The 15,443-nt window shown below is 34.2% G+C and carries 30 protein-coding genes and 1 pseudogene; all 31 read left to right on the top strand.

The window, feature by feature from the left end; genetic code table 11:
* The gene (gene ssb, locus JN168_RS09290; RefSeq protein WP_279525824.1) at positions 1 to 444 is read left to right on the top strand and encodes a single-stranded DNA-binding protein; all 444 of its coding nucleotides are present in this window, start codon (positions 1 to 3) and stop codon (positions 442 to 444) included.
* A gap of 11 nt (positions 445 to 455) precedes the next feature.
* Positions 456 to 1,136 carry a putative HNHc nuclease gene (locus JN168_RS09285; RefSeq protein ID WP_279525823.1) on the top strand — a complete coding sequence of 227 codons (681 nt, stop codon included), beginning with the start codon at positions 456 to 458 and terminating at the stop codon, positions 1,134 to 1,136.
* On the top strand, positions 1,123 to 1,848 hold the full coding sequence (locus JN168_RS09280) for a conserved phage C-terminal domain-containing protein (protein WP_279525822.1): 726 nt from the start codon (positions 1,123 to 1,125) through the stop codon (positions 1,846 to 1,848). The genes JN168_RS09285 and JN168_RS09280 overlap by 14 nt, the downstream gene beginning before the upstream one ends.
* Positions 1,849 to 1,852: 4 nt before the next feature.
* Positions 1,853 to 2,209 carry a replicative helicase loader/inhibitor gene (locus JN168_RS09275; RefSeq protein WP_107641481.1) on the top strand — a complete coding sequence of 119 codons (357 nt, stop codon included), beginning with the start codon at positions 1,853 to 1,855 and terminating at the stop codon, positions 2,207 to 2,209.
* Entirely contained in the window at positions 2,202 to 3,452 is a 1,251-nt protein-coding gene (locus JN168_RS09270; protein WP_279525821.1) for a DnaB-like helicase C-terminal domain-containing protein, read from the top strand. The genes JN168_RS09275 and JN168_RS09270 overlap by 8 nt, the downstream gene beginning before the upstream one ends.
* The gene (locus JN168_RS09265) at positions 3,449 to 3,697 is read left to right on the top strand and encodes a hypothetical protein (protein WP_279525820.1); all 249 of its coding nucleotides are present in this window, start codon (positions 3,449 to 3,451) and stop codon (positions 3,695 to 3,697) included. Before JN168_RS09270 ends, JN168_RS09265 begins: the two co-directional genes overlap by 4 nt.
* The gene (locus JN168_RS09260) at positions 3,661 to 3,834 is read left to right on the top strand and encodes a hypothetical protein (RefSeq protein ID WP_279525819.1); all 174 of its coding nucleotides are present in this window, start codon (positions 3,661 to 3,663) and stop codon (positions 3,832 to 3,834) included. The genes JN168_RS09265 and JN168_RS09260 overlap by 37 nt, the downstream gene beginning before the upstream one ends.
* Before the next feature lie 10 nt (positions 3,835 to 3,844).
* Positions 3,845 to 4,249: a DUF1064 domain-containing protein gene (locus JN168_RS09255; protein WP_279525818.1), complete on the top strand. Its 405-nt coding sequence runs from the start codon at positions 3,845 to 3,847 to the stop codon at positions 4,247 to 4,249.
* Between the two features lie 6 nt (positions 4,250 to 4,255).
* On the top strand, positions 4,256 to 4,669 hold the full coding sequence (locus JN168_RS09250; protein WP_279525817.1) for a YopX family protein: 414 nt from the start codon (positions 4,256 to 4,258) through the stop codon (positions 4,667 to 4,669).
* Positions 4,669 to 4,866, top strand: coding sequence for a hypothetical protein (locus tag JN168_RS09245; RefSeq protein ID WP_279525816.1), 198 nt, complete (start codon positions 4,669 to 4,671; stop codon positions 4,864 to 4,866). Before JN168_RS09250 ends, JN168_RS09245 begins: the two co-directional genes overlap by 1 nt.
* Positions 4,866 to 5,225, top strand: coding sequence for an SA1788 family PVL leukocidin-associated protein (locus JN168_RS09240; protein ID WP_279525815.1), 360 nt, complete (start codon positions 4,866 to 4,868; stop codon positions 5,223 to 5,225). Before JN168_RS09245 ends, JN168_RS09240 begins: the two co-directional genes overlap by 1 nt.
* The gene (locus JN168_RS09235) at positions 5,226 to 5,810 is read left to right on the top strand and encodes a DUF3310 domain-containing protein (RefSeq protein WP_279525814.1); all 585 of its coding nucleotides are present in this window, start codon (positions 5,226 to 5,228) and stop codon (positions 5,808 to 5,810) included.
* A 202-nt stretch (positions 5,811 to 6,012) separates the two neighbouring features.
* A complete protein-coding gene (locus JN168_RS09230; protein ID WP_279525813.1) occupies positions 6,013 to 6,423 on the top strand; it encodes a PDZ domain-containing protein in 411 nt (136 codons plus the stop codon).
* 1 nt (position 6,424) lies between these two features.
* Complete coding sequence (locus JN168_RS09225; protein WP_042738313.1) at positions 6,425 to 6,838, top strand: hypothetical protein; 414 nt, start codon at positions 6,425 to 6,427, stop codon at positions 6,836 to 6,838.
* A gap of 3 nt (positions 6,839 to 6,841) precedes the next feature.
* Positions 6,842 to 7,027 carry a hypothetical protein gene (locus tag JN168_RS09220; RefSeq protein WP_126542119.1) on the top strand — a complete coding sequence of 62 codons (186 nt, stop codon included), beginning with the start codon at positions 6,842 to 6,844 and terminating at the stop codon, positions 7,025 to 7,027.
* 13 nt (positions 7,028 to 7,040) lie between these two features.
* Positions 7,041 to 7,388 carry a hypothetical protein gene (locus tag JN168_RS09215; RefSeq protein ID WP_042738315.1) on the top strand — a complete coding sequence of 116 codons (348 nt, stop codon included), beginning with the start codon at positions 7,041 to 7,043 and terminating at the stop codon, positions 7,386 to 7,388.
* Positions 7,389 to 7,589 (top strand): hypothetical protein, encoded by a 201-nt coding sequence (locus tag JN168_RS09210; protein WP_042738316.1) that lies wholly within the window; start codon positions 7,389 to 7,391, stop codon positions 7,587 to 7,589.
* 13 nt (positions 7,590 to 7,602) lie between these two features.
* Positions 7,603 to 7,833, top strand: coding sequence for a hypothetical protein (locus JN168_RS09205; RefSeq protein WP_279525811.1), 231 nt, complete (start codon positions 7,603 to 7,605; stop codon positions 7,831 to 7,833).
* Positions 7,834 to 7,867: 34 nt separating this feature from the next.
* Positions 7,868 to 8,377 carry a dUTP diphosphatase gene (locus tag JN168_RS09200; RefSeq protein WP_279526275.1) on the top strand — a complete coding sequence of 170 codons (510 nt, stop codon included), beginning with the start codon at positions 7,868 to 7,870 and terminating at the stop codon, positions 8,375 to 8,377.
* A 49-nt stretch (positions 8,378 to 8,426) separates the two neighbouring features.
* Positions 8,427 to 8,603 carry a hypothetical protein gene (locus JN168_RS09195; RefSeq protein ID WP_279525810.1) on the top strand — a complete coding sequence of 59 codons (177 nt, stop codon included), beginning with the start codon at positions 8,427 to 8,429 and terminating at the stop codon, positions 8,601 to 8,603.
* A gap of 4 nt (positions 8,604 to 8,607) precedes the next feature.
* Positions 8,608 to 8,760 (top strand): DUF1381 domain-containing protein, encoded by a 153-nt coding sequence (locus JN168_RS09190; RefSeq protein ID WP_279525809.1) that lies wholly within the window; start codon positions 8,608 to 8,610, stop codon positions 8,758 to 8,760.
* Between the two features lie 2 nt (positions 8,761 to 8,762).
* On the top strand, positions 8,763 to 9,215 hold the full coding sequence (locus tag JN168_RS09185) for a hypothetical protein (protein ID WP_279525808.1): 453 nt from the start codon (positions 8,763 to 8,765) through the stop codon (positions 9,213 to 9,215).
* Complete coding sequence (locus JN168_RS09180) at positions 9,215 to 9,379, top strand: hypothetical protein (protein ID WP_279525807.1); 165 nt, start codon at positions 9,215 to 9,217, stop codon at positions 9,377 to 9,379. The genes JN168_RS09185 and JN168_RS09180 overlap by 1 nt, the downstream gene beginning before the upstream one ends.
* Complete coding sequence (gene rinB, locus JN168_RS09175) at positions 9,376 to 9,570, top strand: transcriptional activator RinB (RefSeq protein WP_279525806.1); 195 nt, start codon at positions 9,376 to 9,378, stop codon at positions 9,568 to 9,570. The genes JN168_RS09180 and rinB overlap by 4 nt, the downstream gene beginning before the upstream one ends.
* Before the next feature lie 164 nt (positions 9,571 to 9,734).
* Entirely contained in the window at positions 9,735 to 10,181 is a 447-nt protein-coding gene (locus JN168_RS09170) for a DUF722 domain-containing protein (protein WP_279525805.1), read from the top strand.
* A 539-nt stretch (positions 10,182 to 10,720) separates the two neighbouring features.
* A complete protein-coding gene (locus JN168_RS09165) occupies positions 10,721 to 11,071 on the top strand; it encodes an HNH endonuclease (RefSeq protein ID WP_107579394.1) in 351 nt (116 codons plus the stop codon).
* 132 nt (positions 11,072 to 11,203) lie between these two features.
* Positions 11,204 to 11,689: a phage terminase small subunit P27 family gene (locus JN168_RS09160; RefSeq protein ID WP_107579395.1), complete on the top strand. Its 486-nt coding sequence runs from the start codon at positions 11,204 to 11,206 to the stop codon at positions 11,687 to 11,689.
* Positions 11,682 to 13,434, top strand: a pseudogene (locus tag JN168_RS09155) (terminase large subunit). Before JN168_RS09160 ends, JN168_RS09155 begins: the two are co-directional and overlap by 8 nt.
* A 14-nt stretch (positions 13,435 to 13,448) precedes the next feature.
* Entirely contained in the window at positions 13,449 to 13,634 is a 186-nt protein-coding gene (locus JN168_RS09150; RefSeq protein ID WP_279525804.1) for a hypothetical protein, read from the top strand.
* A 2-nt stretch (positions 13,635 to 13,636) separates the two neighbouring features.
* Positions 13,637 to 14,869 carry a phage portal protein gene (locus JN168_RS09145; RefSeq protein WP_279525803.1) on the top strand — a complete coding sequence of 411 codons (1,233 nt, stop codon included), beginning with the start codon at positions 13,637 to 13,639 and terminating at the stop codon, positions 14,867 to 14,869.
* Positions 14,859 to 15,416, top strand: coding sequence for an HK97 family phage prohead protease (locus JN168_RS09140; protein ID WP_232165333.1), 558 nt, complete (start codon positions 14,859 to 14,861; stop codon positions 15,414 to 15,416). The genes JN168_RS09145 and JN168_RS09140 overlap by 11 nt, the downstream gene beginning before the upstream one ends.
* Positions 15,417 to 15,443: the final 27 nt, after the last annotated feature.

The following is a 15,443-nucleotide window of genomic DNA, read 5'->3' as shown; positions in this document are numbered from 1 at the left end:
ATGATAAACAGAGTTGTATTAGTAGGACGATTAACGAAAGAGCCAGAATTTAGAACGACGCCATCTGGCATAAGTATTGCTAACTTCACCCTAGCTATTAATAGAACATTTACAAATGCTCAAGGAGAACGTGAAGCTGATTTTATAAACGTAGTCGTATTTAAAAAGCAAGCAGAGGACGTAAATAATTACTTATCAAAAGGTAATTTGGCTGGCGTTGATGGTCGTATACAGTCAAGAAGTTATGAAAATAATGAAGGTAAACGAGTGTTCGTTACTGAAGTTGTCGCAGACAGTGTTCAATTCTTAGAACCAAAAAACAACGGACAGGCAAACAACACCTCTAAAGTACAACAGACAGGCGCAAATAACCAACGTTCAAGCAATGATAACCCATTCAGTAATAACGACATAAACTTAGACAGTGATTCGTTACCGTTCTAAGAGGTGGTCATATGGCGGTAATAAAAAACTACATCCAACAAGATGACGGCACTATTACTGCTGTCATCGAGGGTGTGACACTTAATAACAAAGATTTCTTATTGCTAGACAATGGGCTTGAAGTTGAATGCGATGTAGTAGTCATTGACCCATATAAAATAACAGATAAGCAACGCCGAAAAATCTTTGCTCTTGTGAACGACCTAGAAGCTCATACAGGCACTCCACAAGATTATATGAGAAATGTATTCCAAGAATATGTACGTGTGCTATATGGCTACGATGAGCGCATATCACTAGCTGATTGTTCTAGGAAAGTAGCAAGTCAAATTATAGATGTTGCAATTGAATGGATATTCGAGAACAACATCCCGCTCAGATATAAAACAAGTGATCTAATCAAGAATGACAGAACGTTTTTATACATGGCTACTATCAAGAGAAAGTGCGTTATATGCGGAAAACATGCAGAGCTAGCACATTATCAAGCAGTAGGTCGTGGACGCAATAGACGCAAGATAGAACATTTTAATAACAAAGTATTAGGACTATGTTCCTTTCATCATAAAGAGCAACACGACATGGGCATGGATAGTTTCAATAAGAAGTATCATCTTGAAAATTCATGGGTGGACGTTGACGAGAGATTAAACAAAATGCTGAAAGGAGTAAAAGTTGATGGGAATTATTAGAACAGAAAAAACTACAGGGAAGTTTTTTATAGCTAGTAAATTCTATGTCGAAGATGAAACACTCTCATGGAAAGCTAAAGGCATAATGAGTTATTTGTTTTCAAAACCTGATGATTGGCAAATCTATCAAACTCAATTAGAAAAAGTCTCTACAGATGGAAAAGCTAGTGTCAGAACCACTATCAATGAATTGTTAGACAAAGGTTATATGACGAGAGAAAAACGCCGAAAGGCTAACGGGGACTTTGATGGCTATGATTACACACTGCATGAATACCCAATAAAGCATGGGGTTCGAAAAATGGAAGACGTGAAAATGGAAGACGCGAAAATGGTATTCGCGAAATCGGACACTACTAATAATGACTTTACTAATAATGATTTAACTAAGAATGATAGTAGAGTCGACTTTATTCCTTACAAAGAAATTATTGATTATTTAAATAGTAAGATTGGTAAAAGATACAGTCATAAATCAAAAGCGAATCAGAAACTAATAAAAGCACGTATGAATGAAGGATATACAAAAGACGACTTTATTAGAGTAATAGACATTAAAACAGATGAATGGATAAACATTGACGATATGAAACCATACTTACAACCTACTACATTATTTGGTAATAAGTTTGATAAATATCTTAATCAAGAAATGAAACAAGAAAATAATAATAACAGTTTCTTTGACAAGTTGATGAACGAGGAGGGCTAGACAAATGACTATGACTAAAAAAGAGGCAGTCACAATACTTAGTCTCATTGATTCAGCCTTCAATATGAATTTTGCTAATGATGACCTAAAAACCAAATTATGGCTTGAACAACTAATGATGTATGCAGACTATGACAGAACACTACACAAAACAAAAAAGTACATTCGTGAACAGAAGTATAAGCCATCATTATCGGAAGTTATGGATAGTAAGCCAACACTAGTTAATGAATCACTAATACCCGAAGAAGAAACGCACGAATACAGAATGAAACATGATCCTGAATATGCGAAGAATCGTGAGCAGTTAAAAAAGAAATGGCAAAAGATGAAAAGTGAGTGGATGAATGACGATGACTAATATAGATGTATTAAATACCGAAGAAGCAATCGTCTCTAATCTTATGCACCATCCATCTCTATTAGGGAAACTAAAGCTGAAACCTCAAATGTTTACGGATGAATATATTCAAGGCTTTATACAGTATGCGTTAGATACAGGAAAGATTGATGTAACTGACATCTACTACAAAAGCCGAGAAGATAAAACATTCATTTCTACAGACAGGCTAAGCAAGATATACAGTTCGAACGGTACAGACAAAATGTTCTTTATGCAAGATCAACTTAACTTGCTAGAAAGCTATGTACTAAGAGAATCGATAAGACATGCGTCAGAATATCAATCAATGCCTAGTAAGAGTAATTTTAAACATCTCATGGAGCAACTAAAGATATTGGATGATATGAAGATAGATAAAGAGAACCCAACAGATAATTACTTAATGGAAGTAATGGATAACATCTTATCTGACAAACCTAAAGACTTTATCAAAACTGGTATTAAATCAATTGATAACAAGATAATGGGGTTTGAAAAAGGTCAGTTGAATGTATTAGCTGGTCGTCCTAGTACAGGTAAAACAGCTCTAGCATTGAATATTATGTGGAATATCGTTTTAAAAGGTTATCCGACAACGTTTTTTAGTTTAGAAACTGGAGGAAATAATATCGTTGAACGTCTTGTATCTAGCATTACAAACATACCGCTGCACAAGGTTAAACAAGCAGACGGGTTAAGCGATGATGATACTAGTAAAGTGATGGATGCTATCGACCAAATCAAAAAGCATGGCAATTTAAGAATTGAAGATACTGCACAGATTACACCACAAGATATAAGAGAACGAGCAATGACGCAATCAGATAAACCACATGTAATATTTATCGACTATCTAACGCTCATGCAATCTGATGTGCAAATGAAAGATAGACGACTTGAAGTTGAAAAGATATCAAGAGATTTAAAAATCATTGCTAAAGAAACAGGGTGCGTCATCATAGCCCTTTCTCAATTAAGTAGAGGTGTTGAATCTAGGAATAACAAACGTCCGATGATGAGTGATTTAAGAGAAGCAGGTGGCATAGAGCAAGACGCTAATATGATTTTCCTTCTATACCGTGATGATTACTATGACCAATCAATGCAAGATCATGAAACTGGAAAATCTGATATAGAGTTTAACGTTGCTAAAAACAAAGACGGTGAAACAGGAACAGTTGAGCTTGAATTTTATAAGAAATCACAGAGGTTTTACGGATGAATATAGCACAGTTCCAAACCTTACTAGGATACCTATACAGAGAGACATACAAGGACGATAAAGTCATTCGAGCTAACTTACTTGAATTAGGTTGGGCGACAGAGAGATTGATTAATAAAAGACTTATAACGCCATTTGACGCATACGACGATAACAAAGAATTGATATTCAATGAGATGGAGTGGTCAGACAGATGGACGAATATAGATTGGTCGATACCAAAGGCAAAGATGTTGGTTCAGTAAAGCCGTTAGGTGATGGTGAGAATATCGTTTGGTTTAAAAAAGATATTCTGCGAATGAATGATAACGAGCTAGAGAATTTTAAATCAGAACACAAACTAAACCGAATTGAAGAAACAAGCATATTTGATTTCTTGTAGGAGTGGCTGAATGAGTAAATATAACGCAAAGAAAGTTGAGTATAAAGGTATCACATTCGATAGCAAAGTAGAATGCGACTACTACCAATATTTAGAACAAAGATTACATGTAGGTGGATATGATCATATCGAGATACAACCGAGATATGAGTTGATACCTAAGAACGGGAAACAACGTAAGGCCGAATATATTGCAGACTTTGCACTGTGGGATAACGACAAATTAATTGAAGTCATAGACGTTAAAGGCATGGCAACAGAAACAGCAAAGTTAAAGGCGAAGTTATTTAGATATCTATATCCCGATGTGAAACTCACTTGGATATGTAAAGCGCCTAAATACACAGGTAAAGACTGGATAACTTACGAAGAATTGATAATAGCAAGACGAGAGAGAAAGAAAGCTAAAGGGTGATGAACAATGAGAAAAATTAAATTTAGAGTTTTTGATAAAGAAAGTTGTACAAGTCCAATGCATATTGTGGGAGAAGATCAACATGATGAATTAACAACTACTTACGATGGAAAAGTTAACTATTATAATCTCCAAAACGGTGAAGGAAGTGGAACACCATATAGTGATTACATTTTAATGCAATTCACTGGCTTAACTGATATTAACGGAAAAGATATTTACGAAGATGATATTGTTCGTGAAGTGTATGCAAGTATAAACGGAGTCAAAAGTTATAGAAACAAAATAGTGAAATGGAGAGAGTTCCACGCTGGATTTAATATAGAGAATATTGATTTGGAAATTATTGGCAATATCCATGAAAACCCAGAATTGATACCGGCAGAAAAACTTAGTACGCCACTTGAAGGTGATGAATAATGAAAATGGAAACAATAACAATCCGTTACGACGCAATGTTTGAACGACAAGTAGAAATACCCGTGTATGATCATTACGAAAATCACGATATAGAAGAAGCAATCGATAGAGATATGGAATTGTATAAGAATGATTATCTAGACGGACAATTTATTGAATTTGACAAAGTAAAAATTATGGATTGGAGATATAGCTGATGGAAAATACGATGAGAATTAGAGGGCAATTATACGAGATACCAGATGAATACATGAAACAAGCTGAACTTAATGGTGTAAGTAGGCAACGCGTATATGAAAGATTGGTGCGTAACAAAGGGTGGACAATCAAAGAGGCGTGTTTTGCGCCTGAGGGGATGAAATTAGCCGAATATAGACACTTGGTACGAGAGCTAGAAAGGGAAGAACGACATAAAAATGCGTATGGCAATCTGTTGGAAGAAAAACAGATGAACGAACGTCCATGGTTATACGATGGTACACCTCAAAAACATGAACGTAGTAAATGGTGTGAGTATTTAATGAAAACGAGCATTTACCCGAAGGCGGTGCATTAAATGAAAATCAGAGACTTGAACAAAGGTGAAAACATCATTGTGTATGACTTAGGCAAGAGTGAATATAGCGAAGGTATGGCAGTTGTAGGTAAAGTAATTGAATTAGAATTTGATGACGATGATAAAAATAAGGCAGTGATTGATTCGGTCGGTAATCTATACACAGTTACAGATGAAAACTATTTTGATGACTGGCAGGATCATATGGAAAGTATTACTGAAAGTGTGAGTGGTGAAGAAAGATTGAGTGCTACTACAAAAGTAATATTGAACGACCAAAAGCAATCTAACGACTTACAACAACGTAAGTTTAAAGATACGCAAAACATAGCAAAAGCAATAGTCGATTCATTGTATAACAACGAAACAAACGACACAGTCAATCACCCATCACATTATAACTACGGTGATATAGAAGTAATTGATTTTATAGAGCAGGTAACAAAACACTACAATCCTAACGTAGCTTATCACATTGGGAATGCGATTAAGTACCTTGCACGTAGTCCACATAAGAATGGTAAAGAAGATGTAGCTAAAGCTAAGTGGTATATCGAGCGTGCATTTGAGAATTGGGATAAATAATGCAGCTATCCAACACAGTAGATGTTAAATACAAAATAAACACAAACGGTATGAGCACTGTTGAAGTTGCAAGGATGTTAAAAGAAAACCGAGTAAACGGATTCCTAAAGTATGTGAATGAACGTAGTGTGATTGTTGCAGTATCACGTGAGGATATTAAGAAAAATAAAATGATAATTAAAAATATTAAGGAGAATATAAAATGAAATTTCAAAAACAATATAAAAAATTAGATAGATGTGTGAAAGCAACAGAAGGCAGTGATATTAATACGTTAATACCTGACCATTTTTTTAAAAGAAAAAGTGGTAAAACGGTAAATTTAATCAATTTAGCTAAAAAGCATAACGGATATTATGTAGGTCCTAATAGATATTTTAATAAAATAGTTAAACGTATAGACCCAAATGTGAAAGCTTATTCAATAAGACAAATTCTTTGTAAAGACGGTTTGTTAAAAGAGGGTGACATCTTATTTGTAGATGGCGTTAGTGAAAAAGATATTGAAATGTTAAAGCAATTTAAAAGGGTTAGGTTAATAGGTTTTGTGAAAGTTGATTTTACTTATTGCAAACAGTCACCTTATATCTTGCAAAAGATGGAGGAAAAGTAATATGAAAATCAAAACTAAGAAACAACTAAACTTACCACAGTTGATTGAATACGCGTGGGAGAACGGGATAAAAGGTGAAACATTCTATGCTCGTGAGACTGGAATGGAAAACGTGCATTTTAACACTTCGGGTCGTGCAGAATTTAGTAGTGTACATCAATTTAGTTCAGATGACTACTTCACAGTCGAAGTAGCGGATGAAATTACGGAAGATACTGTATTACCTAAATTAATAGAACGATGGAAACACGATGATAAGGGAGACGAAGCATCTCGTTATGTAGGACATGATGATAAGAGTATTAATAGAGTTTTATTTGCAAACCCCGAAAGCGTAGAGGTAACTCATTTTTACATTGAAAACGACGACAGAGAACTAGTGTTAATTTGGCGTGACGGAAAGCTGGTGGAGTAGATGATGTTATTGCAGATACACCCTGAAAAAAGAGAACCTTATTTTTACAAAGGTATGATTGGAAAACATGCAGTTTTTGGTACAAAAAATCCAGAAGAAGCAACAGAGTTAACCTTTCAAGAGTTTTGGGATGTTTGTGAATCAATAGATAACTTCTTGAGTTGCAGACCCATATTTATATTAGATTAAGGAGTGATGGCGAGTGGGATTAATAAATTTAGGTGAAACGATAGTTGCATTGAGAACTGAAGTAGACCGATTTAGAAGTGAACGTGACCAATACAAAGCAGAAAACGAAAGGTTAGAACGTGAGAATGAGAAATTAAAAGCTACTAATGAAAATCTAAATAATAGGGCGAGAAATATGGATTTGAATGGTCAAATCCAACACGACGAGTTAATGGCTTGTGATGGAGAAGTGAGGTATTGGAAACAATTATATACCGCCCTAACCGACCACATTCGCCAAAAAGCAGAAGCTAATCCTAGTGTAAGTCGATATATTGCGTTGGTTAACTACATTGATAGGTTGGAAAAGGGAGAGAGTTAAATGGAAAATAAAAACGTTAGAGAACTTGATGAAATGACTTACACCGAAATATTCGAACGCTATTCTGATGGTTTAGAAAGAATTAACAATCAATTCACAAATGAATTCATCAAAATTTCTAGACGATTTGTATATGAAATGTCATTAGCTGGATTACTTGTTGGTATTTGTATAGGTATTGTTGTAGGTCTATTTATATAAGGAGCGTGAGTATATGGCGTATGAGTATGAACATAGAAATATAAAGGCTAACGTGTATTCAGGATTAGCTACAAATGAATCAGTTGAAGAATTACAAGAAGTCTACGGCAAAGCAAAGGCGTGGGATAACTATATTGCAGAAGTTAGAGAGCGTGTAAAGATTACTGTAAATACAGAGGACGACATAGAAAGAGAAACGCAGAAAGTAATTGATTATTTTATGGAGGACAAACAAAATGGCTAACATGTATAAAACGGCATTAGGATATGGAAAATACATTAATAACACACTAGAAATCAAACTACTAAGCGATAACGCAACATTACCAAAACGAGCAGATGATTTAAGCGCTGGTTATGACATATACGCAGCAGAAACAGTGATACTCGAACCACAACAGAAAGCGTTAATTGCAACTGATCTAGCAGTGAATATTCCTGAAGGCTATGTGGGATTACTAACAAGCAGAAGTGGTGTGAGTAGTAAGACACATCTTGTAGTTGAGACAGGGAAGATTGATGCAGGGTTTCAAGGTCATATGAAGATTAATGTTAAGAATGATAGTCAAGAGTTCGATACAGAAGATGATGCTTATTTTAATATTCAAAACAAATTTGAACATGGATATGTCAATGAATACGTTAATACTAATTACACAATTCATCAAGGCGACCGACTAGCACAGTTAGTTATCGTACCTATATGGACACCAGAGTTAGAGACAGTTAAGGAGTTTAGCAATGAAACAGCAAGAGGAGAAAAAGGGTTTGGAAGTACAGGATACTAAGGACATACTACAAAAAGTTAAAGAGTTACTTAATAAGGAGTGAGTGTGGATGTTAGGTCTAATTAAAGATATTACAGATACATTCAGTATGAGCGAATGGAATGTACTGTGGGTCGATGATGAAGGTAAGTCGCATAAAGAATACTTTTATTGGAAAACTGAAGCAAGAGAATTTTATGACCGTTTACCATATATAAATAAGAAAATGGAACGAATTGGTTGGTGATTATATGCAATTCCTAATACGCACCTTAACAGATTCAACCGGTCACGCATTCACTCATGTAACTAAAGCACGAGAGAATGAAACGTTCACTGTTGTTGAGGCAGAGAGTAAGGAAGAGGCGGAACGTATATTAAATGAAAGAAAGGATAGTGAGTGAATATGATAACGACAATAGCAATAGCAATATTAGCATTAGCAATAATAATTAATACATTTTCAATATGGCGTGTGAGTCGAAATAAAGAAAACACAAGATTCATATCAAGTAGACCACTAAGTGAATACACTTCATATAAAACCGATAACCGTATCACTACATTAGAAGAAACTTTAGAATACGCTCAACCACTTATTGATAAGTATAAAAAAGAACGTAAACAAAACCACTGGAAACAATACAATGATTGGAAACGTCTGTACGAAAGTAAACACGGAAGATGTGCACAATGTCATGGTGAGGATTTAGATATTGATACAGATTATAAATATAAAGCAGAAAAGTATGAATCATGGTATGTACGAGAAATTGTAGATTATCCATTATCAGCTAAATATAAATGTAACACGTGTGGAGAAGTTATAAGTAAATGGCAATTCAAGGAGGACAATTAATGACTAAACATAAAACGAACGCAACATTAAAAATAGAAAATATGAACGAACTTACTTTGTTAACTAAGAGAGTAGAACGTGCCGCGAAAGAATTACGAGTAGCTATGAAAGAACTTAATAAATTTAAGCTTAAAGCGAGTATGGAAACGGAGGACGACCAATGAGAATATTAAAAACACTATTAATTATATTTTTATACGAGCTATCAAAAGAAATCACATACGAAATTATTTGTCGTAAACAAGCAAATGACATGGTGGATAAATACCCTAAGGATTATGAAATAACTAAGTCTATTGCAAAGTCACAAGGTAAACGTGCACAACTTGGAGCTTATAAGCATGGAGGGTTTTAATATGTTCTGGTTTATAACAGCAATGGTATTAGGATTAATAGCGCTTATATCAATCATATCAAATAGTATAAAGAGTGATTTAATATCTACACTTAGATATGAGAACGCGTACTTAAAGAATTATATTCAGGCATATATTGATAAGAAGTAACTGGAGGTATTGGATGAATTTAGGTAAAGAAGATATTCCAAAGTTGGAACAGTTTTTCAGAAAGTATAACAATTTAAAAGGACAGTTAGCATATAGAAGATATGAACTGTTATACCAACCGTCTGATTCAAATATTGGTGGTGGTAAATCTAATCTTCCAAGTAGTCCAGTGGAAAATGAGATAGTAAAGCTCCATAAAGATATTAAGTATTGTAACTTACAAGCCACTATACAAGCGATAGAAGATGTATATAACAAGGCAACACCAGAACAAAAGTTTATTATAGAGCACAGATATTGGGAACAAGACTTATTGATATATGAGTGGCAAGATATAGCGCACGAGTTAACTAAGAAAAGGAAAGACGATAAGATCATTAGTCAGTATTCAGTTATCAGAATGCGTAATCAGATAATGAGAATGACAGCAGAAAGAATAGGATGGATACACTTTGATTAACCGCAATTACCGTGTTAGTGAATTGCGCTTGAAATAACGATATTATGATATTGTACCCGAATGTTAAGGGATAGGTACTATATATAGATACTATATTATATTACGGCACGTTACTTTATGTAGCGTGTCTTTTTATATGCTACAGATTAAAGAGCCACATAATAAGAACGCACATACAAAAGGATACTACTTGTTAAGGTGGACTGTTTAAGTCATAGGCAATAAGGGTCATATGCTAACAACTACCATATTGTATGTGATCTAGAACAATAGACTTTTATTGATAAAGGTTTAATCAGTTTAAGAGATAGATTGAAACAAGAAATAATTATGATGATAAGTTTATTGTTTAAATAATTTAACAACGAAATGTTTATTGATTATAAAGTTTGATGATTAATTTGTTGTTGATTGATAAACAATTCTAAAGTTGAAAGACAAAATGATTTGATTAATTCAATTTCGTTTTGTCTTTTTTTATTTAACAAAATAAATTTTAAATTTAAATATAAAAATTCAAATGAAAGAAGTTGATTCATTTGTTTGTTCAACCAAAGGTTCGACTTGGTAATAAGTCATATACTCAAACCGAGTTGCAAGACTATAGGAAAGCCAATACTAAGCGTTATAACCAAAGCGTTAGGCACAATAAGTATAACAAGGACTATACAGAGTTCTATAACAGTACTCAATGGCGTAAATTACGATTACAAGTACTGATTAGAGATAATTACTTGTGTCAGCACTGTTTAACTCAAGGTATTGTGAATGACAAAGATTTAATCGTTCACCATAAGGTTGAATTGAAACGGGATTGGTCGAAAAGACTGGATATGGATAATTTAGAGGCGGTATGTACAAGTTGTCATAATAAGATTCATGAAAAATAATCTAAAATTTTTTGGGGCGAAGAAAAACCCCCGTCACTACTGGGGTGGCGAAACAACGAGCCGACCTTTTTTGTGCCCAAATTCCCAAAATGAAAACTTTCACAAAGTCATACAAAGTCTGGAGGTGCTGATATGGCAGGAAGAAAACCGAAATTAAATGCAAATAAGCTAGGAAATAGAACGAAAGAAGAATTAGAACAATCGGAACTTAAAGAAAACGGGTTAAAGCAGTTCGCAAAAATAGATGTTGAAACTGTACCAGAAGGTTTAACTGAAAATGCTGCTAAAGAATGGTTGAGGGTTGTACCATTGCTTGAACAATTGCCGATAGCCGAATTAGATTATTCACTCATAAAAAAATATTGCGAAGTGTTAGATCAAAACGACACATTATATCGTGCTATAAGTCAGAAACATGGTATTGAAGGTATGGTTGACCCAGAAACTAATCGTAAAACAGGAGCTTTCATGGCATATATGGAGTCATTGAAAGAGTTACGTTCTATTTGCGGGCAATTAGGGATGACTATTGACTCTCGAATGAGGTTAGTAGTACCGACACCTGATGAACAAAAGCAATCTATATACGATGAGTTTGGAGTTGATGATGATGACTAATACAATAACACCTAAAACTCACGAAGAATTATTGGATATTCCTATAGAGTATAAAGATGATGCTTATAAATATTGTGTGAAAGTACTTACCGGAGAGTACATAACGTGTAAGGATACTAGATTTGCTTGTATACGACATTTAAAAGATATACACAAAGCGATAAACGATTCTGAATGGAATTATTACCTATAAGCCTAATCGTGCTAAAAAGGTCATTAAATTCGTTGAGGCGTTACCTGATACAAAAGGGAATATTAATAAACTTGGATTGTTTCAAAAGTTCATAATTGCAAGTGTTCGAGGTTGGTTTACTAAAGATACAGATATGTTGCGTTTTAGAAAAGCCTTCATATCGATGTCTAGAAAGAATGGTAAATCAATTTTGGTGTCTGGTCTCGTTTTATATGCCTTCTTATTCGACAGAGAACCAAAAGAAGGGAGGCAAATGTTCACTGCAGCTAACGATAAGTCGCAGGCGAGTATCGTTTTTAATATGGTAGCTAAACAATTAATGTATTTTGTTTCGAAAGTACCTGAGCTTAAAAAAGATGTAAAGAAGGTTCGAGAATTACTAACTCACACAAAAGACGGTTCATATATAAGACCGTTATCTCGAGATACTGGAGCGGTTGATGGTTTCGAACCGTTTTTAGCCGTTATAGATGAATACCATGCAGCTAAAACAAATGAAATGATAGAACTAATAGAATCTGGGCAAGGTAATTTACTGCAATCAATGATATTTATTATTTCTACAGCTGGTTTTAATTTAAACGCTCCTATGTACACAGATGAATGGCCATATTCTAAAGATATATTGGACGATAAATATGAAGATGATGAATACTTTGCGATGATATTCGAGCAAGATAAAGAAGATGAATGGCAAAACAAAGACATGTGGGCAAAATCTAATCCATTAATTAATGAATCTGATGAGTTGAAAGAACAAATCGAAGATTTTCTTGAAAAACGCGTGGCAGAAGCAACTAAAAAAGGTTCAATGTTTAGAGTTTTAGTGAAAAATTTTAATTATTGGATGCAAGCAAGCGAAGAGTCATATCTTGATTTTAACGATTGGAAGAAGAATGAAGCGGATTTTGATGTTAGTGATACTAAAGTATATATCGGTCTTGATTTATCTAGAGCTGATGACTTAACCGCAGTATCTTTTATTCATTTAGATGAAATAAAGAAACAATATTATATAACTTCTCACTCTTTTGTAGGGACTAAAGGTGGACTACAAGGGAAGATTGAGCGTGACCTTATAGATTATCGACAGTTGGCAAGTGATGGTTATTGCACTATTACTGATTTATCTAGCGGAATTATAAACACTAATCAAGTATTAGATTATATTGAAAATTACGTTAAAAAATACAATCTAGATGTACAAGCTATTTGTTATGATCCTTACTCTATACATGGGGTGCTAGCAGAGATTGAACGTCGAGAATGGTTTTATGATTTATATGAGATTAGGCAAGGACCACAAACGCTTTCCAATCCTAATCTTGAATTTAGGTTGAATGTGATAAATGGCGATATAAAACACCACACAAACCCATTGTTAGACATAGCAATCAAAAACGCAGTTGCTAAAAATGTAAATGACTCAATCATGATAGAAAAGAAAATGAACAGGCAAAAAATAGACCCTTTAATGGCGACTATATTTGCTTACGTAATAGCAAGTGAGCATGAGTGGGATGTGGAAACAATCCTACCATTATTCATATAAAAAGAGGTGATTTAATGAATAAAACTGTATATGCAATAATCCTGCTGCTACTGTTACTTGTAGGTATTAGTAGCTTTGTTTACGGGCTATTTATGATTTGGCAACCGTTAGCGTATATAATTGGTGGATTGTTTTTAATTATTTTGTCAACAATCTTAAACCAAGCATACGATAACACCTCAGAAAGGGGTGAGAAATAAAAATGCCGTTACTTGATTTAGGTTTCACAAGTAAGCAAGACAAAATTAATAGAGATTTAGAAAGAATACTATATTGGCAAGAACATGGTACTCATGCAAGCTACACAGGTATAAATGCTTTGCGTAATAGTGATGTATTTACTGCAACTCGTATAATTTCCGCTGATATAGCAAGTACTAAATTAAAAGTGAAAGGCCACGAAACAAATACGGTAATGAATCAGGTGTTGGAATATTTTAATAAAAACCCAAATTCAGATTTACCTGGATGGCACTTTAAATTTATTATCATTGCAAACATGCTACTTAATGGTCAATCATTTGTTGAAATTATAAGAGATGGAAACAACTTTCCTACAGGATTTCATTTTTTACACAATGACTTAGTAGGGTTAGAAGAAAAAGATGGAGAGGTAATCTATAACGTCAGCGAAGATGTAGATGGTAATGCAGTAAAAATCACTAGTGATGATATATTGCATTTTAGATATATCACGTTAGATGGTTATGTGGGATACAGTCCGTTGTATGCACTGGCTCATGAGATAGGGATTTCTCAAGGTTCAAAAGGTTTCTTACGTAACTTTTTTGATAATGGAGGAACATCTACATCTGTACTTAAATACAAGAAAGGCCAGATAAATTCAGAACAATTAAGTGATTTGAAAAAAAGCTTTGCTGACAGCCAACTTAAAAATAATGGCGGGTTAGTCGCTATTGATGACACTATGGATTTCAACAGATTACAAATACCTACAGAGGTGCTGAACTTTTTGAACAGTTATAAGTTTAGTACAACTCAGGTTGCTAAAGCTTTTGGTTTGCCGGTATCTAAACTAGGTATCGAAACGGTAAACACTTCAATAACACAAGCTAATCTTGAGTATTTACAAAGTACATTAGATCCTATTTTCAAGATGATGATTGCAGAATTGGAAACGAAAGTATTTAAGTTTATTGATTCTGGTTATGAATTGGAATTTGATTCATCACGACTTATTGATATAGACCCCGAGTTACAATTACAAAGAATTACTGAGTTGCATGGTAAAGGTATTATATCAACTGATGAGGCGCGAAGTGTGTTTGGATATCAACCTATTGAACGTGGTAACGAACCACTTGTTGACTTAAATAGAGCACCACTATCAACATTGCAAAATTATCAAGAGTCGAAAATAAACAAAGAAGTCGAAAAGAACTCCGTAGAAAGGGGTGATGAATATGACGAATAGCAACGTTGACGCCTATAAAGATATGGTCATCGAAGGGTATGCAGTAATCTTTAATTCTGTTAGTAAGATGACTCCTAATGGTTACAGGGAAAAGATAATGCCAACTGCATTTGATGGGGTTGATGTATCAGATGTTAAATGCTTAGTAGACCATGATTGGGGACAGCTTATCGGTAGGACGAAATCAGGCACGTTAGAGATAAACGTTGATGAAAAAGGATTGAAGTTTAAATGTTATCTACCTAATACATCAACAGGGCGTGATATATACGAAAACATCAAGTTAGGAAACATAGATGAATGTAGTTTCTTTTATACACTGCCACAAAAGAACGAAGGTAGTAGACATTGGGAAATGCAAGATGAGGACTATGTTCATGTAGTCCATCAAATTTCGGAGCTTAGAGAAATAAGTGTTGTAACTATGCCCGCGTATGATGATACATCGGTTATAGTAGCTCAACGTTCAGAAGACCTTACTCATGTAAAAGAACTTGAACAAATGAAAATAGCGTTAGATATAGAAAGCCTTCGTTTTGATACGTAAGGCTATTTTTTATGCCCAAATTTAAGG

The organism is Staphylococcus gallinarum (assembly GCF_029774255.1).
In the GTDB taxonomy this organism is placed as follows: Bacteria; Bacillota; Bacilli; order Staphylococcales; family Staphylococcaceae; genus Staphylococcus; species Staphylococcus gallinarum.
This window is presented reverse-complemented; position numbering and strand designations above follow the sequence as displayed.

Coding starts and splice junctions, on each gene's coding strand:
- JN168_RS09220 (WP_126542119.1), top strand. CDS start 6,842: ATGTTATTGCAGATACACCCTGAAAAAAGAGAACCTTATTTTTACAAA.
- JN168_RS09255 (WP_279525818.1), top strand. CDS start 3,845: ATGAGTAAATATAACGCAAAGAAAGTTGAGTATAAAGGTATCACATTC.
- JN168_RS09190 (WP_279525809.1), top strand. CDS start 8,608: ATGCAATTCCTAATACGCACCTTAACAGATTCAACCGGTCACGCATTC.
- JN168_RS09285 (WP_279525823.1), top strand. CDS start 456: ATGGCGGTAATAAAAAACTACATCCAACAAGATGACGGCACTATTACT.
- JN168_RS09195 (WP_279525810.1), top strand. CDS start 8,427: ATGTTAGGTCTAATTAAAGATATTACAGATACATTCAGTATGAGCGAA.
- JN168_RS09270 (WP_279525821.1), top strand. CDS start 2,202: ATGACTAATATAGATGTATTAAATACCGAAGAAGCAATCGTCTCTAAT.
- rinB (WP_279525806.1), top strand. CDS start 9,376: ATGAGAATATTAAAAACACTATTAATTATATTTTTATACGAGCTATCA.
- JN168_RS09160 (WP_107579395.1), top strand. CDS start 11,204: ATGGCAGGAAGAAAACCGAAATTAAATGCAAATAAGCTAGGAAATAGA.
- JN168_RS09170 (WP_279525805.1), top strand. CDS start 9,735: ATGAATTTAGGTAAAGAAGATATTCCAAAGTTGGAACAGTTTTTCAGA.
- JN168_RS09235 (WP_279525814.1), top strand. CDS start 5,226: ATGAAAATCAGAGACTTGAACAAAGGTGAAAACATCATTGTGTATGAC.
- ssb (WP_279525824.1), top strand. CDS start 1: ATGATAAACAGAGTTGTATTAGTAGGACGATTAACGAAAGAGCCAGAA.
- JN168_RS09250 (WP_279525817.1), top strand. CDS start 4,256: ATGAGAAAAATTAAATTTAGAGTTTTTGATAAAGAAAGTTGTACAAGT.
- JN168_RS09145 (WP_279525803.1), top strand. CDS start 13,637: ATGCCGTTACTTGATTTAGGTTTCACAAGTAAGCAAGACAAAATTAAT.
- JN168_RS09205 (WP_279525811.1), top strand. CDS start 7,603: ATGGCGTATGAGTATGAACATAGAAATATAAAGGCTAACGTGTATTCA.
- JN168_RS09225 (WP_042738313.1), top strand. CDS start 6,425: ATGAAAATCAAAACTAAGAAACAACTAAACTTACCACAGTTGATTGAA.
- JN168_RS09140 (WP_232165333.1), top strand. CDS start 14,859: ATGACGAATAGCAACGTTGACGCCTATAAAGATATGGTCATCGAAGGG.
- JN168_RS09265 (WP_279525820.1), top strand. CDS start 3,449: ATGAATATAGCACAGTTCCAAACCTTACTAGGATACCTATACAGAGAG.
- JN168_RS09185 (WP_279525808.1), top strand. CDS start 8,763: ATGATAACGACAATAGCAATAGCAATATTAGCATTAGCAATAATAATT.
- JN168_RS09210 (WP_042738316.1), top strand. CDS start 7,389: ATGGAAAATAAAAACGTTAGAGAACTTGATGAAATGACTTACACCGAA.
- JN168_RS09180 (WP_279525807.1), top strand. CDS start 9,215: ATGACTAAACATAAAACGAACGCAACATTAAAAATAGAAAATATGAAC.
- JN168_RS09280 (WP_279525822.1), top strand. CDS start 1,123: ATGGGAATTATTAGAACAGAAAAAACTACAGGGAAGTTTTTTATAGCT.
- JN168_RS09240 (WP_279525815.1), top strand. CDS start 4,866: ATGGAAAATACGATGAGAATTAGAGGGCAATTATACGAGATACCAGAT.
- JN168_RS09275 (WP_107641481.1), top strand. CDS start 1,853: ATGACTATGACTAAAAAAGAGGCAGTCACAATACTTAGTCTCATTGAT.
- JN168_RS09150 (WP_279525804.1), top strand. CDS start 13,449: ATGAATAAAACTGTATATGCAATAATCCTGCTGCTACTGTTACTTGTA.
- JN168_RS09245 (WP_279525816.1), top strand. CDS start 4,669: ATGAAAATGGAAACAATAACAATCCGTTACGACGCAATGTTTGAACGA.
- JN168_RS09230 (WP_279525813.1), top strand. CDS start 6,013: ATGAAATTTCAAAAACAATATAAAAAATTAGATAGATGTGTGAAAGCA.